The sequence below is a fragment of the Actinomycetota bacterium genome (assembly GCA_030019255.1).
In the GTDB taxonomy this organism is placed as follows: Bacteria; Actinomycetota; Geothermincolia; order Geothermincolales; family RBG-13-55-18; genus Solincola_A.
In genome coordinates, this window is sequence record JASEFK010000003.1 from 152,464 (window position 1) to 168,131 (window position 15,668).

14 protein-coding genes are annotated in these 15,668 nt (G+C 65.9%); 11 read left to right on the plus strand and 3 right to left on the minus strand.

The window, feature by feature from the left end; translation table 11 throughout:
• Positions 1 to 432 precede the first annotated feature (432 nt).
• A complete protein-coding gene (locus QME84_03670; GenBank protein ID MDI6873366.1) occupies positions 433 to 909 on the minus strand; it encodes a hypothetical protein in 477 nt (158 codons plus the stop codon).
• 249 nt (positions 910 to 1,158) lie between these two features.
• Between QME84_03670 and QME84_03675 the strand changes: the two genes are divergently transcribed.
• Together QME84_03675 and QME84_03680 are read left to right on the plus strand one after the other, a co-directional pair.
• Entirely contained in the window at positions 1,159 to 2,007 is an 849-nt protein-coding gene (locus QME84_03675; GenBank protein MDI6873367.1) for an amidohydrolase family protein, read from the plus strand.
• Positions 2,008 to 2,384: 377 nt separating this feature from the next.
• Positions 2,385 to 3,476 carry a DUF3048 domain-containing protein gene (locus QME84_03680; protein ID MDI6873368.1) on the plus strand — a complete coding sequence of 364 codons (1,092 nt, stop codon included), beginning with the start codon at positions 2,385 to 2,387 and terminating at the stop codon, positions 3,474 to 3,476.
• 93 nt (positions 3,477 to 3,569) lie between these two features.
• On the opposite strand, the gene QME84_03685 is transcribed toward QME84_03680, so the two are convergent.
• Together QME84_03685 and QME84_03690 are read right to left on the minus strand one after the other, a co-directional pair.
• Positions 3,570 to 4,538, minus strand: coding sequence for a carbon-nitrogen hydrolase family protein (locus QME84_03685; protein MDI6873369.1), 969 nt, complete (start codon positions 4,536 to 4,538; stop codon positions 3,570 to 3,572).
• Positions 4,539 to 4,595: 57 nt separating this feature from the next.
• Complete coding sequence (locus tag QME84_03690) at positions 4,596 to 5,306, minus strand: HAD-IA family hydrolase (GenBank protein MDI6873370.1); 711 nt, start codon at positions 5,304 to 5,306, stop codon at positions 4,596 to 4,598.
• Positions 5,307 to 5,681: 375 nt separating this feature from the next.
• Here QME84_03690 and QME84_03695 point away from each other — a divergent pair, with 375 nt between their 5' ends.
• From QME84_03695 to QME84_03735, 9 genes are all read left to right on the plus strand, one after another.
• Positions 5,682 to 7,079 carry a MurT ligase domain-containing protein gene (locus QME84_03695; GenBank protein ID MDI6873371.1) on the plus strand — a complete coding sequence of 466 codons (1,398 nt, stop codon included), beginning with the start codon at positions 5,682 to 5,684 and terminating at the stop codon, positions 7,077 to 7,079.
• A 157-nt stretch (positions 7,080 to 7,236) separates the two neighbouring features.
• Positions 7,237 to 8,019, plus strand: coding sequence for a glutamine amidotransferase (locus QME84_03700; protein MDI6873372.1), 783 nt, complete (start codon positions 7,237 to 7,239; stop codon positions 8,017 to 8,019).
• Positions 8,020 to 8,121: 102 nt separating this feature from the next.
• Positions 8,122 to 9,351 carry an FAD-dependent oxidoreductase gene (locus QME84_03705; protein MDI6873373.1) on the plus strand — a complete coding sequence of 410 codons (1,230 nt, stop codon included), beginning with the start codon at positions 8,122 to 8,124 and terminating at the stop codon, positions 9,349 to 9,351.
• 372 nt (positions 9,352 to 9,723) lie between these two features.
• Positions 9,724 to 9,921 carry a ferredoxin family protein gene (locus QME84_03710; GenBank protein ID MDI6873374.1) on the plus strand — a complete coding sequence of 66 codons (198 nt, stop codon included), beginning with the start codon at positions 9,724 to 9,726 and terminating at the stop codon, positions 9,919 to 9,921.
• 56 nt (positions 9,922 to 9,977) lie between these two features.
• Entirely contained in the window at positions 9,978 to 10,697 is a 720-nt protein-coding gene (locus QME84_03715) for a Crp/Fnr family transcriptional regulator (protein ID MDI6873375.1), read from the plus strand.
• 109 nt (positions 10,698 to 10,806) lie between these two features.
• Positions 10,807 to 11,058: a glutaredoxin family protein gene (locus tag QME84_03720; protein MDI6873376.1), complete on the plus strand. Its 252-nt coding sequence runs from the start codon at positions 10,807 to 10,809 to the stop codon at positions 11,056 to 11,058.
• Positions 11,059 to 11,173: 115 nt separating this feature from the next.
• On the plus strand, positions 11,174 to 12,226 hold the full coding sequence (locus tag QME84_03725; protein MDI6873377.1) for a hypothetical protein: 1,053 nt from the start codon (positions 11,174 to 11,176) through the stop codon (positions 12,224 to 12,226).
• 108 nt (positions 12,227 to 12,334) lie between these two features.
• Positions 12,335 to 14,443, plus strand: a complete 2,109-nt coding sequence (locus tag QME84_03730; protein MDI6873378.1) for a vitamin B12-dependent ribonucleotide reductase — start codon at positions 12,335 to 12,337, stop codon at positions 14,441 to 14,443.
• Between the two features lie 317 nt (positions 14,444 to 14,760).
• A complete protein-coding gene (locus QME84_03735) occupies positions 14,761 to 15,609 on the plus strand; it encodes a DUF166 family protein (protein ID MDI6873379.1) in 849 nt (282 codons plus the stop codon).
• The last annotated feature ends 59 nt before the right edge of the window (positions 15,610 to 15,668 follow it).

The window sequence follows — 15,668 nt, forward strand, 5'->3', positions numbered from 1 at the left end:
TACGGATGCCCTCTTCACCCGTGCCACCCTCCGGCTTGGCCAGGTTAGAACACCGTTTTTTTGCCCGCGTCCCGTGTCCGCGATGGCGTGACCACTGCCGGAAACTTGAGGCAGAAAGGCATCACGGACCGCACCGGTTCCCCGGCGAGCTTGGAGTTCCGCGGTCTACTCTCGCTCCCTTTCCAGCTCCCTTTCAACCGGGCCTCCTCCAATTCACCACGGCCCGCGACGCCAGCCGTGGGGTCATAACCGCGGACGCTTCAGACCTCCCGCCTACCTCCTGCCCGCGACTTCCCGTTTCCGTTCCCCTTTCAAGCCGCCGCCTCCATGCCTTATTCTTCATGCCTTATCCACATTTCCCTCATGCCCCTTACCGGTACCATGCCCCGTACCGGTACCGCATCGCGACCCACCTCCCCAGGCCACCGGCCCCTACTCCATCCTCTCCAGGGCCTGTCGGGCGGCTTCCCTGACCTCAAGGTCCTTGTCCCGCAGGAGGTCCCGAAGCCGGTGCACGGCCTCGGAGGCACCTACCCTTCCCAGCCTCCGGGCGGCTTCAGCCCTCCTGGCCGCGGAGCGGGAGCCGAGCTCCTTCATCCTCCGGGCCGTGAACCCGGCCAGTCCGTAAATCCGCTCCACCTTTTTTCTAAGGGGTCCATCGGCCTGCTCACCCATCCTCAGGAGCACCTCCTCCAGGGCCGCGGGATGGGGATCCCGCAGCAGGTCCCGCAGGGCCTCCTCGGGGGAGATGCGGGGAAGAGCGGCGTAGAGGATGGTCTCGTAATTACGCATGGTCTCCAGGGTCCTGGCCCGGCGGTATATCTTCACGATGCGCGCCAGAAGGTAGAGGGAGAAGACGGCCAGGGCCAGAACCACGGCCGCCAGGAGGTAAAGAAGTATCCTGCCCACCAGTTTCCCGCTCCCCCGTTCCGTTCCCCGACCGCCTGACGGTGATCCGGCGCGCCATCATCTTCCGTCCCGGACCGGGACATCCTTATTATAAGCCGGTTATATGTTATAAGCCGGTTATATGCCGGGAAACGACATGCGGGTTGCTACCTCCCTTCCGTACCCCCTATGATGACTCAAGGTCCGGGGCCCTCCCGGTCCCGGCAGGCAGGAGAGGAAACCGGGATGCAACAGGCAAGGAGGGCGACCTTGATCATAGACGCCCACACGCATCTCTTCCCTCCCCGTGCCAGGGAGAGGCCGGCCTCGGTGAGCGAGGAGGAGCTGACCTTCCACCTCCTGTTCGCCTCCGGGAGCCAGCGCATGGTCTCCCCGGAGGAGATGCTTTCCGAGATGGACGAGGAAGGGGTAGACGCGGCCGTGCTCTGTCCTTTCCCCTGGACGACCCTGCGGGCCTGCGCCGAGAACAACGATTACATCCTGGAGGTCTCCTCCTCCTTCCCCGGACGCTTCATCCCCTTCGCCGTGACCAACCCCAAGTGGGGAAGGCAGGGCGTGGAGGAGGCCCGGCGCTGCCTGGAGGCGGGGGCCAGGGGCATCGGCGAGCTGCACGCCCAGCCCCAGGGGTTCGACCTCCTGGACGAAGGGCTCATGTCCCCCCTGCTGGAACTGGCCGTGGAATACGGGGTGCCGGTCATGGTGCACGTCAACGAACCGGTAGGCCACGTCTACCCCGGCAAGGGACCGGTGACCCCGGAGACCGTCTACCGCCTGGTCAGGGCCTACCCCGAGGCGGTTTTCATCCTTCCCCACTGGGGCGGCGGCCTTCTATTCTACGAGCTCATGCCCGAGGTGGCCGAGGAATGCCGGAACGTGCTCTACGATACCGCCGCCTCCCCCTTTCTCTATCGGCCCTCCATCTACCGGCTGGCGGCGGAGGCCGCGGGCAGCGGGAAGATACTCTTTGCCACCGACTACCCGCTCCTGCCCTACCGGCGCACCCTCGCCGACGCCCGCGCCGGATTGGAAAATACTTCTTTCCAGGACGCCATCCTGGGCGGGAACGCTGCCCGCCTCTTCGGCGTCGCAAGGAGTTGAGATCGCAGTGCGGCGCGGCGAGGAGCAGGGGCGAAGAAACGAGGGTGAGCCTCGCGCCTGGGTCCCGCACTCCGGTGGCCGGTCAAGGTCTCCGCGGTAGGCGGCTCCGGAAGCGGCTCCGGAAAACGGGCGGAAGGATTCGGGTTCTTCACAAGTGAATAAGGATAAAGAGCGGATGGACGGCGCGGCTCCGGCGGGAAAAGGGGTCCAGGCATGGTGGCGGGCGCTATCGCCACGCCCCTCTGCAGGGCCGGTTGGGAGTCGACGGCATCGGTGCTCCACCACGGTGAATTTTGCGGACGACGACAAGACAGGAGAGGGAAGCGGATGAAGGTTCTCCTGTGAGGCGAAGGAGTGTGGGGTGAAGGAGTGACGAGATGAGGACGCACAGCCTTGGAGGAAGGAAGGTCCTGATCGCCGGAGCGGCCCTGGGGCTGCTCCTGATCACCGTCATGGCGGGCTTATGCGGTTGTTCCCCGGCCAGGTCCTCGCGGAACGGGACGGGGCCGGTCCCCGCGCCGGAAAAGCCCCCCGTGAACCCCCTGACCGGCGAGGAGGTGTCCTCCTGGGACCTCCTCACCCGCCGCCCCCTGGCGGTCAAGGTGGAGAACGATCCCAAGGCCAGGCCCCAAAGCGGCATCGTGGACGCCGACCTGGTCTACGAGGAGCTGGTGGAGGGCGGGATGACCCGCTTCATCTGCGTCTACCTTTCCAGGGATTCCCAGGTCATCGGCCCTACCCGCAGTGCACGTCCCTCGGACATCGACATCACCTACTACCTCGACCCCCTGCTCATCTGCAGCGGCGGGGCCAGCCAGGTCATCTCCATGGTCAAGGCGGCGGGGTTGAAATACATCTCCGAGGACTCCGTGCATTTCTGGCGGGACCGCACCCGGAAGGTGCCCCATAACCTGTATACCAGCACCACCCTCCTCCGCCAGTACCTGGCGGAGACCGGCGATACATGCAACAAGCTGCCCCAGAGCGGGCTGGTCTTCACCTCGAGCGGCGGCGCGCCGGGGGAGGAGAACGCGGAGGGGGACTCGCAGAGCGTGATGTACTCAACCGCCACCACCATCACCATCCCCTACAAGGCAACTATCTGCGCCGCCTCCTACCAGTACGACGCGTCCACGGACACCTACCTGCGTTCCGTAAACGGCGTTCCCCACGCCGACCTTACCACGGGAAAGAGGGTGGCCCCGCGCAACATCATCGTGCAGTTCATCACCGTGACCGGGAGCGGCATCTACGACGTGACCGGCGCGGAGACCCCCAACCTGCAAGTCATCGGGAGCGGCAAGTGCCTGGTCTTCGTGGGCGGCAGGGTCTACCACGGCACCTGGAAGAAGCCCAATCGCAACTCCCCCACCCGTTTCCTGGACGAGAACGGGAGGGACATCCCCCTGCACCCGGGCCAGACCTGGATCCACCTGGTCACCGAGGACATCGGCGCCGTCTATAAATGAATGAAGGGCCTCCGCTCGGGGAAGGTGGAACCCGTGGCGCTTTCCGGCCATCTTCCAGCCGGATGCGTTCGCTCGTAAAGGAGTAACCAACGCTCAGGGGATGTGTAACTTCCCCGTCCGCTTCGCTCTCCGGTAATACCACCTGCCGTGCAGGTTCTGGTATCCCCAGGCCAGGCGGATGAGCCAGGGCAGGTCGGGGATCCAGAAGCCGTCCGGGGGCTCCTCGGAGGGCTTTACCCTCCCGGGCCGGATGTCGGCGATCACCATCCCCTCCCCCTCCTCGCGGGACCTGCGGGCCAGCACGCGGCCGGCCCCGTCCACGATCATGGTCTCCCCCAGGTAATACGAGCGGTAGGGGAGGCGGGGGAGGAGGGGCATACGGGCCTCGAAATCCTGGGCGTGGGCGGCGTGCACCACGGGCACCCCCAGCAGGCGGGCCATGCGCACCGGCGTCTCCCGCATTATCTCCAGGTTGCGCCGGTGGGCTTCCCCCTTCCCCGGCAGGGGGATGGCCCGGTCGGGGACCGTCCACCAGCATGAGCCCCCCACCAGGAGGTCCACCTTGCCACGCAGCCGGTGCACGGTGCGCGTGCGCACCAGCTCCCAGCACAAGGCCACCCCCACCGGTCCCAGCGGCGTCTGGAGTATCCCCTCGTCCTTCCCTCCCAGGTAGTAGCAGTTCTCCCACATGGTGGGCTGGTCCTTGTCGTGGACGGCGTACTCCCCGTCGGGGAAGGCCAGCACGAAGGTGTTGTAGTTGTCGCCTTCCCGCGAGGCGATGAAGGACCCTCCCACGTAGCCCCCGTGGCGGCGGGCCGCTCCCCGCAGCATCTCCAGGGCGGGCCCGTCGAAGGGAAGGGCCGCCCCCAGCATGTCCGGGTGAAAGGCCACCGCGGAGGTGAAGAACTCGGGGAGGATGACCATCTCGCAACCCCGGGAGAAGGCCTCCTCCACCAGTTTTTCGGCCCGCTCCAGGTTGTAGTCCACGTCCGCCAGCCTGGCGGTCATCTGCACGGCGGCCACCTTCATGACCGATGCCTTCATGCTCTCTATCCTTTCCACCGTAGGCCTGAGTTCCTTCCCGTCACTTCGATCCGCAGAAAGGCCTTGACTACCACTTTACCCCTCCAACGCTCCCGTGAGCAGGAGCTCGGGAAGCTCGGAGAGGCTCCTTATCACCGGGCAGTCGGGGTTCTCCGCCCTCCCGGCGCGGTCCAGGAGGACGGGACGGATGCCCGCCGAACGCGCCCCCAGCACGTCCGCGTAGTAATGGTCCCCCACGTGGACCGCCTCGCCCGGCTCCACCCCTACGCGGTCCAGGGCGGCGCGGAAGATGGAGGCCTCCGGCTTTATGCGCCCCAGGTTGGCCGAGCTGATGACGAACTCCAGGAAGCGGCTGAGACCCAGGTGGTGGCAGAGCCCCGGCAGGCGCACGTCCCAGTTGGAAACTATTCCCATACGCATACCCATCTCGTGCAATCTCATTACGGTGGGCATCACGTCGGGGTAAAGGGCCCACCGGTCCCCCTTCCCGAACTCCTCGTAGAGCTCCCTACCCAGTTCCCGAGAGGGTTCCACCCCCGCCTCCCGCATGGCCAGGGCGTACATCTCGCTCCACATGGCCGCCGCTTCCTCCTCGGAGGCCCAGAAGGTATCGTCCTCCCGGTAGCGCTCCTCGTAATAGCGGTCCGCCAGTTCCAGCCCCCTGCGGATGGCCTCCGGGTCCGCCCGCAGGCCGTGGGAGGCCAGGACCTCGGCGCACACCTCCTCCACGGAGGGGTGAGGCAGGAGCAGGGTGTTCCCGGCATCGAAAAAAACGGCTCTGATCATGTCCTTCCTTTCCCTGCGGGGATAACGCTCTTCACAAGGCGATTGTACCAGCCGGGGCCGACCTGCGGGATCGAGTCCCGGTGCCCTTCTCGCCGTGACCCCATTCCCCGCATCCGAACGCACGTCAAAGGTCCATCCCCGCAATCCCCCTCTCCCGTGCTTTCCCCGGCAAGAGCCGTCGAGGTCGATTGCCTCGGACAATATTTCCTGGTTCCCCGGCTCCCGGTAAAAAATCGTTCCAGGACAGGCCGCTGTGGGCCGTTGCCCTGGGAGAATTCCCGCGGGTCCGCCTTTTCTCCTTCTCCGCGCGGACTGCGCCCCGCCTCCCGACATAGGTTTTTCGCCCTGGGTGAGGGCAGGTCTTACAATATACGCATGGACGTGAGGCTCACCTTCGCCGTGGTCGCGGGGAAAGCGGCCACCACCGTCTCCCGGCGCCTGGGGCTAGGGGCGGGTTCCAACTTCCCGGGCCGGGTGGTCCTGCGCCTGCACCCCCGGGCTCCGGAGAAGATGGCCTCCAGGCTGGAACGGGGTTGCGTACTGGTCACCGGGACCAACGGAAAGACCACCACCTCCAACCTGCTGGCGGCCATGCTCCGCGAGGCCGGGTTGCGACCGGTGCACAATCGGGTGGGAGCCAACCTGATCTCCGGCATCACCGCCGCCCTGGCCCAGTCCTCCGACCGGCGCGGAAACCCCCAGGGCGACATCGGCCTCTTCGAGGTGGACGAGGCCACCCTGCCGGCGGCGGTGAAGCGCCTGCGTCCCCGCATGGTAATAGTTACCAACCTCTTCCGGGACCAACTGGACCGCTACGGGGAGCTGGAAACCCTGGCCCGGAAGATGGACGCGGCACTGCGGGAACTGGAGCCCGGGAGCCGTGTTCTCCTCAACGCCGACGACCCCCTGGTGGCCTCCCTGGCCAAGGACTCCCCGGCCGACCTGTACTACTACGGCATCGAGTCCGAGGAAGCCGCCGAGGAGGTGTTCCGCCACGCCGCCGATTCCAAGCACTGCCGAGCCTGCGGCGCGCCCCTCGCGTTTTCGGTGCACTTCTTCGGCCACATGGGAAAATATTCCTGCCCGGGCTGCGGCGCCTCCCGCCCCCGCCCTTCCTTCACCGCCGTCCGCGTGGAACTGCGGGGCGCGGCGGGCACCGAGGTGACCGTGTCCACGCCCGCCTGGGAGGCTCCCCTCCACCTGCCGGTGCCCGGACTGTACAACGTCTACAACCTGCTGGCCGCCCTGGCGGGGGCCCAGCTGCTGGGGATCTCCCGGGAGGAGGTAGAACGCGGGGTCCGGGGATACGTGACCGCCTTCGGGAGGGGGGAGCGCATCCCCGTGGAGGGGCGGGAGCTCTTCCTGGTCCTCTCCAAGAACCCCACCGGCTTCAACGAGGTCATCCGCACAGTGCGGGGGGAGGGAGAGGGACTGGTGGTCCTGGCCGCCCTCAACGACCGCATCGCCGACGGGCGGGACGTCTCCTGGATATGGGACGTGGACTTCGAGGAATTGGCCCCCCTTCCCCGCATACTGGTAGCCACGGGTACCCGGGCCCTGGACATGGCCCTGCGCATGAAGTACGCGGGCATGGAGGAAGGGCGCATCGAGGTCCACGGGAAGCTGAAGGAGGCCCTGCGGGCGGCCCTCTCCCATGCCCGGGAGGGGGAGACGGTGTACGCCCTCACCACCTATACCGCCACCCTGGAGCTCCGCCGCCTTCTCATCCGCCTGGGCGCGGCTCCCGGGCTGTGGGAGGGGGGAGGACCATGAAGGTTCGCGGACCCCGGGGAAAGCGCGTCGCCGGGAAAGCCATGACCACATCAGGAGGCCATGAGCCTCATGGCATGGGTATCCAAGATCAGGGGAAATCCAGCGCCCCGGGGCACGATCCCCTACACCGGGAGGCCGGTTTGGAGGTGAGACACGCATGAAGGGACTGACCTTGCGCCTCTGTCACCTCTACCCCGAGCTCATGAACATCTACGGGGACCGGGGAAACGTCATCGCCCTGGAACGCCGCTGCGCCTGGCGGGGCATCCGGGTGGAGGTGAGCCGCCTGAGCATCGGCGATTCCCTGGACTCGGAGGCCTTCGACCTTTTCTTCATCGGCGGAGGCCAGGACCGGGAGCAGATGATGGTCTGCGAGGACCTTTCCGCGGAGAAGGGCGCCGCCCTGCGGGAAGCGGTAGAGAACGGTGCCGCCCTGCTTTCCATCTGCGGGGGCTACCAGCTCCTGGGGAAAAGCTTCCTCACCTGGACCGGGGAACATCTCCCCGGCATCGGGCTCTTCGACGCGGAGACGGTGGGAGGCGACACCCGTTTCATCGGCAACGTGGCCGTGTTCTGCGACCTGGAGGGCGCCGAGGGCACCCTGGTGGGCTTCGAGAACCACTCCGGGCGCACCCGGCTGGGCCCGGGCTGCCGCCCCCTGGCAAGGGTCCTTCATGGGTACGGCAACAATGGCGAAGACGGGACGGAGGGCTGCGTGTACCGCAACGCCGTGGGCACCTACCTCCACGGCTCCATCCTCCCCAAGAACCCCCGCCTTGCCGACTGGCTCATCCTGCGCGCCCTGCGCCGCCGCCACGACCTGGAGGCGCTGCCTCCCCTGGACGATTCCCTGGAGGAGGCCGCTCACCGCGCCGCCCTCTCCCTCATCCGCCGGGAGAGCTTCCGGCGCGGGAGGATTTTCAGACTTGGAAAACGGTAAGGTGCTTTCGCCCATGGCGCTGATCGGACGGGCACCGGCGAAGGATGTTCGTCAAGAGAAGGAATATACTGGTAAAGAAAGGCTGAAGGAAAGGAATGTGACATGCGCTACGTGATCGTAGGCAATGGAGGCGCGGGGCTGCGGGCGGCGCAGACCATCCGCAAGCGGGACCCCAAGGGGGAGATAACCATCTTGGACCGGGAGCCCCATCCCTGCTACTACCGCATGCGGCTGCCCGATTACATCAGCGGCTGGAGGGAAAGGGACTCGGTATTCGTGGTCAAGGAGGATTTCTACCGGGAGAACGGCATCCGCTTCCTGGCCGGGCAGGAGGTGACCGCGGTGAAACCCGGAGAAGGAGCGGTGGAACTTTCCTCCGGGGAATCCCTTCCCTACGACCGGCTGCTCCTGGCCTGCGGTGCGCGCCCCCGGGAGCTCCCCGTCCCCGGCGGCGACCTGGACGGGGTGGTCTACCTGCGCACCCTGGACCAGGCCGAGGATATCCTCCGCCGCGGGAAGGAAGCCCGGAACGCCGTGGCCCTGGGCGGGGGTCTCCTGGGAGTGGAGATGGCCCGGGCCTTCAACGAGATGGGGCTGCGCACCCGCTACCTGATCCGCGAGGATCGCTTCTGGCCCCAGATGCTGGACGCCGCGGGTTCCCGCCTGGTGGAAAGGGTGCTGGAGGAGAAGGGCATCCAGCTGCTCAAGGAGGAGGGCATCGAGAAGGTCCTCGGAGAAGGCGGCAGGGTCAGGGCGGTTCACACTACCTCAGGACGGGAGCTGGAGACGGACCTCCTGGGAGTGGCCATCGGGGTGATCTCCAACCTGGAGTTCCTGGAGGGTAGCGGGCTGGCGACCGACCGGGGAATCCTGGTGGATGAGCGCCTCCTCTCCAACCTGCCCGACATCTACGCCGCCGGGGACGCGGCCCAGGCCCTGGACCGGTCCTCGGGTGAACACCGGCTGGTCACCTCCTGGCTCAACGCGCAACGCCAGGGGGAGATCGCCGGCACCAACATGAGCGGCGGCGAAGCGGTGCTGGAAGGAGTGGTGCCCTACAACGTCATCGTCATCTACGGGCTTCCGGTGGCCTGCGTAGGACTGGACCTCCCGCCGGAGGGCGAGGGATACGAGGTCCTCACCGGCGACTATCCCAGGGACGGGCGGTACCGCAAGCTGGTGCTCCGGGACGGGGTGCTGGTGGGGGCTACCTTCATCGGGGAGATCGGCGAGGCCCGCGCGGCGGAGACCCTCATCAAGCGGGGCATCGACCTCTCCGCCTGGCGCGGAAAGCTTTTCCAGCCCGGCTTCGACCTGCGCCAATTGGTATAATATACCAACCGGAAACGGGATCGCCATTCGGCGATCCCTTTCCCGGCAAGGGCAGGTACGGCACGGAAGCCGCCCCCTCACGGGAACTTCCGCGACAATGCGCTCCGGGCAGAAGGGGGAAAGGACTATACTCTTCCCGGTTACCACCTCGACATGACATTCCTTTGGGAAGGAGGAATCGCCCCCCTCTCCCACTGCGCATGACTTGTGGTTCTTCCCCACCTTAAACGGATGAGAATAATGGCCGACCCCCTTCCCTTACCGGCCCCGGCAGAGAACGATGGTTGATATTGCCTGCCCCGGACTACTGTGCTATAGAATATGAGGGATTTGAGCCCCTGGGTCGAGAGTCGGGAAAAGGAGGAGTATTTCATGGGAGAGCCAAGCGACAAGAGGCCGGTCATCGATCAGGACGAATGCACGGGTTGCGGGCTCTGCGTGGACGAGTGCCCCAACGACGTGCTGGAACTCAACGACGACGACGTGGCCTTCGTGGCGCGGCCTGAGGACTGCGACGGCTGCGGGACCTGCGCCGAGGAGTGCCCCTCCGAAGCCATAACCATGGAATAGGCGCGGATCGAGCAACGGGGGGAGCCCGGGCTCCCCTTTTTCATCTGGGGGGACGCATGACGGAGGGACAGGGGGGCGACCCGAAGGTCAACATCTTCTGGAAAATACCCATGTTCGAGTTCCTGGAGGCGGAGGAACTCGACCGGCTCTACTCTTTGTGCGCCAGGGAGCGATTCTCCAAGGGGGACTACATCTTCCTCGAATGTGACCCGCCACGCAGCCTTTATGTGCTGGTCAAGGGGGAGGTTAAGCTCCTCAAGCAGACCGACGACGGGCGGGAGATGATCGTGGAGATGGTTTATCCCGGCGAGATCTTCGGCGAGGAGGCCATCTTCGACGGCCAGCCCTATCCCATGACCGCGCAGGCCCTGGAGGATGTGGAAGTTCTTTCCATCTCCCGCAGCGACTTCTTCTCCTTCCTCCGCGACAACCCGGACCTGGCCCTGGAGATCATCACCCAGCTGGGAGCCCGCCTGCGCGAGGCGCAGAACACCATCCGGGCCCTGGCCATGGAGCGGGTGGAATGGCGCATCGCCCGCGTGCTGCTCATGCTGGCCCGAAAGGCCGGGGTCAAAGGGAAGGACGGGGTGAGCATCGACCTGCCCCTCACCCGGCAGGACATCGCGGACATGGCCGCCACCACCGTAGAGACCACCATCCGCGTGCTCTCCAACCTCAAGAAGCTGGGCCTGGTGGACACGGAGAAGGGGAAGATAATCCTGCGCGACCGCGCCAAGCTGGAGGAGATGGTAAACGAGGGCTGCGCCCAGCGCTGAATCCCCAGGCCGCCGTCCACCTGACGGCGATCATGGTGAGGGCGCCGGAGAACGTACTAGGATAGGCCCTGAAACGTGGATTGCCCGTGGGGCTCAAGGAGGAAGGAACATGGCGGAGGTGAAACTGTACTCCACTCCCACCTGCCCCTACTGCCGCATGGCCAAGGACTTCCTGGAGAAGGAGGGGGTCGAATTCACCGTGGTGGACGTCTCCGAGGACGAGCGGGCGGCGCGGGAAATGGTGGAGAAGAGCGGCCAGATGGGGGTTCCGGTCATGGAGGTGGAAAATACCATCGTCGTGGGTTTCGACCGCGGGGCCTACCACAAGGCCCTGGTCGAAGCCGGCGTCCTGGCTGAATGAGGGCATCGCTACGGCCCCCAGCACCCCTTTCCCCGGACGGCGCTTGCATAACGCGACGAACGTCGGGGGTGTCCCGAAGGGGAAGACGTTTCCATCCACGTCCAGGCCTACGGAGATGAACGAAGGGAAAGCACCGGACGGACGACTCCCGACCTTTGACATCCCCCTGCCCACCACGGCCATGGGCATCCTCCCCCATCGCGACCCGGAGAGGGCCCTTGACCTGGCCTTCTCCCTGGACATCCCCTTCTGGCCCCAGCTGCCCAACGTCTCCTACTCCGAGGACACCTACGTGCAGACGGTGCGCGGTTTTCCGGGAGCGGTGGTGGACCACCAGGGGCTGCGCATCGTCTTCGACGAGGAACTCTTCCTGGCCGGGCTCGAGGAGTACCTGGAACTGGATCCCACGGACGACCTCTTCGCCGTCTCCCCCGAGGAATCGCTGACCTACGCGGGTTTCCTGGAACGCGCCTCCGAAAAGCACACGGCCCTGCGGGGGCAGTTCATGGGCCCCATATCCCTGGCCCTCATGATCAAGGACCGGGAGAACAAGCCGGTCATCTACCGGGACGAGGTCCGGGAACTCCTCGTCCGGCACGTGGCCAACCGGGTGAACCGCCACCTCCACGACCTACGGGAGATAAACCCGCGCTCCTTCGTGTGGGTGGACGAGCCCGGGTTGGAGTTCCTCTTCACGGGCATCACCGGATATGCCGCGGAGAGCGCACGCACCGACCTGGCCCTCTTCTTCTCCCTGCTGGAGGGCCCGCGGGGAGTGCACCTGTGCGGGAACCCGGACTGGGACTTCCTCCTGCGCTCCGACCTCGACCTCCTCTCCCTGGACGCTTACAACAACCGGGAGATCCTCACCGGTTACCGGTCCGGCCTGGCCGCCCTCTTCCGCCGCGGGGGATCCGTGGCCTGGGGCGCCGTTCCCACCCACACCTCCCTGCTGGAGGGCGAGAACCCGCGGAGCCTGGCGGACAGGCTGCTGTCCATATGGAAAAGCCTGGAAGAAGAGGACCTGGAGCCCGGGAGGCTCCTGTCCCGCTCCCTGCTCACCCCGGCCACCTGCTGCCTGGTCAACCCGGACCTCACCGCCACCATGGAGAAGGCCTTTTCCATGCTCCACGAGGTGCGCGATCTCCTCGCCGGACGGACGAATTGAAAGAACGTGACGGCCGTCTTGTGTCCTCACGCACGGGTAGAATAACTTAGTCGGTGAGGTGCGGATGCCTTCCTGCCCGCCGCAGGAAAGAAGGGGAAAGGAACGGCCATGACCATGGAGAGGATTCGCAAGAGAGACGGGTCGGTGGTGCCCTTCGAGAAGGGGAAGATCGCCGCCGCCGTCCGCAAGGCCCTGGAGGCGGTAGGCGAGGGGGACCCCTCCCGGGCCGAATCCCTGGCCGACGAGGTGGTGGCCAGGCTGGAGGAGCGCTACGTCGGCGACATTCCCACCGTGGAGGAGGTACAGGACCTGGTGGAGGAGACCCTCATCGAGAGGGGACTCCCGCGCACCGCCAAGGCCTATATCCTCTACCGGGAGAAGCGGGCGGAGATTCGTCGCACCAAGGACTTTCTGGGGGTGCGCGATGAGCTCAAGCTAACCATCAACGCGGTCAACGTGCTCAAGAAGCGCTACCTGCTCAAGGACGAGAGAGGCCAGGTGGTGGAGACCCCGGACCAGATGTTCCGGCGCGTGGCCCGCGCCGTGGCCCAGGCGGAGAGGCTGTACGACCCCGGGGCCGACGTCTCCGCATGGGAGGAGGAATTCTACCGCCTCATGGTCTCCCTGGAATTTCTTCCCAACTCCCCCACCCTGATGAACGCGGGCACCGAGGTGGGACAGCTTTCCGCCTGCTTCGTCCTGCCCGTGGAAGACTCCATCCCCGGGATCTTCGACGCGGTGAAGAACATGGCCCTGGTGCACAAGTCCGGCGGGGGCACCGGCTTCTCCTTCTCCCGCCTGCGCCCCAAGGGTGACGTGGTGCAGACCACCATGGGCATCGCTTCGGGCCCAGTTTCCTTCATGCGCATCTTCGACGTGACCACGGAGATCATCCGCCAGGGGGGGCGCCGGCGGGGGGCCAACATGGGCATCCTGCGCTGCGACCACCCGGACATCCTGGACTTCATCACCGCCAAGGACCAGGAGGGTTTCCTCTCCAACTTCAACCTCTCCGTGGGCATCACCGACGAGTTCATGGAGGCCCTGGAGAAGGACGAGGTGTACCTACTGCGCAACCCCCGCAACGGGGCGGTCACCGGGAGCCTGCACGCGCGGGACGTCTTCAACCTCATCGTCACCCAGGCCTGGCGCACCGGGGACCCAGGGCTGATCTTCCTGGACACCATCAACCGCCACAACCCCACTCCCCACCTGGGGGATATAGAATCTACCAATCCCTGCGGGGAGCAGCCCCTGCTCCCCTGGGAAAGCTGCAACCTGGGGTCCATCAACCTCAAGGCCATGGTCCGGGACGGGAAGCTGGACCGGGAAAAGTTCCGGTCGGTCATCCGCACCGCGGTGCGCTTCCTGGACGACGTCATCGACGTCAACCGGTGGCCGCTGGAGGAGACGGAGAGGGTGACCAAGGGGAACCGCAAGATCGGCCTGGGGGTCATGGGCTTCGCCGACGCCCTGCTCATGATGGGCATCCCCTACGATTCCGAGGAAGGCCTGGAGGCGGCGGAGGAGATCGCCTCCATCCTGGAGGAGGAATCCCACCGGGCCAGCTCCGAGCTGGCGGCGGAACGGGGCAACTTCCCCAACTACCCGGGCTCGGTGTGGGAGAAGAGGGGTATCCCCATGCGCAACGCCACCACGGTAACCATCGCCCCCACGGGGACCATCAGCATCATCGCCGGCACCTCGTCCGGCATCGAGCCCCTCTTCGCCATTTCCTTCGTGCGCAACGTGATCGAGGGCACCCGGCTCATGGAGGTGAATCCCATCTTCGAGCAGGTAGCCAGGGAGAGGGGCTTTTACGGGAACGACCTGATGATGGACATCGCCCGCAGCGGCACCCTCCACTACGTGGAAGGCATACCGGAGGACATCAAGCGGGTCTTCGTCACCGCCTTCGACATCGCCCCCGAATGGCACGTGCGCATGCAGGCCGTGTTCCAGAAACACTGCGACAACGCGGTGTCCAAGACCATCAACTTCCCCTCCGACGCCTCCATCGACGACATCGAGGAAGCCTACCTACTGGCCTACCGCCTAGGATGCAAGGGGATCACCGTCTACCGCTACGGGAGCAAGCGGGAGCAAGTCCTCTACCTGGGAAGCGACTCCATGATGAGGCTCATGGAGAGGCCGGATTACACCATGGCAGAATCGGATTACGCCGGCGGCTGCCCCACTCCCCTGTGCTTCTTCTGAGGCCGGGGCGGGTGAACGGGAGCCGGTTTCTCGCGGAAGCCGAAGCAAAACCGCGGAGAGGAATCCGGATCCGCGTGGAAGCCGGGCAGCGCCGCGGCGGAGCGGGGTCGCGCGAGAGGTTTCCCATAACGTGCCCGCAGGGCGGAGGGGGTTCGAGGTTCGCCCGGTCCGCTGACCGGCTACTCGTAGGATTCGACCCCATGCTTGCCCCGGCTGGAGGGGAGAGAGCATGTTCTCCGGAAAAACATGAGCTGCCACGCGCCCCCGCGGCTCCCGTTCCAGGAAGGCCAGACGTGGACGCATGAGAGCCTGGGATCATGAAACTGTTGCTGATCTACTGTGGGGGTTCCATCCCTCCCCGCCCGGACCCTTTCTCGGTGACCTTCGATGACACCTTCGCGGAACGTTTCCTCCGCCACCTGGTCAACGAGGAGGGATACTGCAACGGGTGCGGGGCCCTTTGCGACCACTGCCGGGACACCTACGGGATCGATTTCACCGCGGATATCGCGGACGTAATCCAGCTTCCCCCCGTCCTCCCCTACTACCTGGACGACCCGGTGGAGCTCCTGGGAGGCGAACTCCCTCCCCACGAGGCCACGGTGGCCGTAAACGTGCACCAGGAGATCCTCCTGGCCCTGCCCGACCTTGCCTCCCGGGCCGGCTCCCGCGTCCTCGTAGCTCCCGCGGAGGGCCCGGAATGGGTGAGCCGGTGGGTGCGGGGAGAAGTGCGCAAGGCCTGCCGGCGGCTGGACATGGGGTGTGCCTTCCCCAAGCCCTTCTGTTCCCTGCAGCCCGGCATCCACCCCGCGGTGGACGAGTTCATGGAGCACTTCCGCATCGGGTATCCCCGCCTGAGCCTGGAGCTGGGGGAAGGTTACATAAAGGAGGCGCGGGTGCTGCGCAGCGCACCCTGCGGGAACACTTATTACGTGGCCTTCAACCTGAAGGGCGCTCCCCTGGACCCCTCGGTTGCCGAGGTGGTGGCCAAGTACTGGCACAGTTTCCCCTGCGTGGCCTCCATGGAGCTGGACCGCGAGTTGGGGGAGACCATCCTGCACGTGGGCGGTTTCATGCATTACCGCGCCGTCCAGGAGGCCCTGGCCGAGGTGGGGGTGGAGGTGGAGCTTCCCTCCTCCCCCGCCCTGGCCCGGATATCGGCCTGATCGGAGGCCAGGCCGGAGGGATATCACGGCAATCGATGAGTCTCGGTTAAACCTGGCGG

Coding starts and splice junctions, on each gene's coding strand:
- QME84_03690 (MDI6873370.1), bottom strand. CDS start 5,306: ATGATCAGAGCCGTTTTTTTCGATGCCGGGAACACCCTGCTCCTGCCT.
- QME84_03730 (MDI6873378.1), top strand. CDS start 12,335: ATGACCATGGAGAGGATTCGCAAGAGAGACGGGTCGGTGGTGCCCTTC.
- QME84_03715 (MDI6873375.1), top strand. CDS start 9,978: ATGACGGAGGGACAGGGGGGCGACCCGAAGGTCAACATCTTCTGGAAA.
- QME84_03735 (MDI6873379.1), top strand. CDS start 14,761: ATGAAACTGTTGCTGATCTACTGTGGGGGTTCCATCCCTCCCCGCCCG.
- QME84_03720 (MDI6873376.1), top strand. CDS start 10,807: ATGGCGGAGGTGAAACTGTACTCCACTCCCACCTGCCCCTACTGCCGC.
- QME84_03725 (MDI6873377.1), top strand. CDS start 11,174: ATGAACGAAGGGAAAGCACCGGACGGACGACTCCCGACCTTTGACATC.
- QME84_03680 (MDI6873368.1), top strand. CDS start 2,385: ATGAGGACGCACAGCCTTGGAGGAAGGAAGGTCCTGATCGCCGGAGCG.
- QME84_03705 (MDI6873373.1), top strand. CDS start 8,122: ATGCGCTACGTGATCGTAGGCAATGGAGGCGCGGGGCTGCGGGCGGCG.
- QME84_03710 (MDI6873374.1), top strand. CDS start 9,724: ATGGGAGAGCCAAGCGACAAGAGGCCGGTCATCGATCAGGACGAATGC.
- QME84_03695 (MDI6873371.1), top strand. CDS start 5,682: ATGGACGTGAGGCTCACCTTCGCCGTGGTCGCGGGGAAAGCGGCCACC.
- QME84_03700 (MDI6873372.1), top strand. CDS start 7,237: ATGAAGGGACTGACCTTGCGCCTCTGTCACCTCTACCCCGAGCTCATG.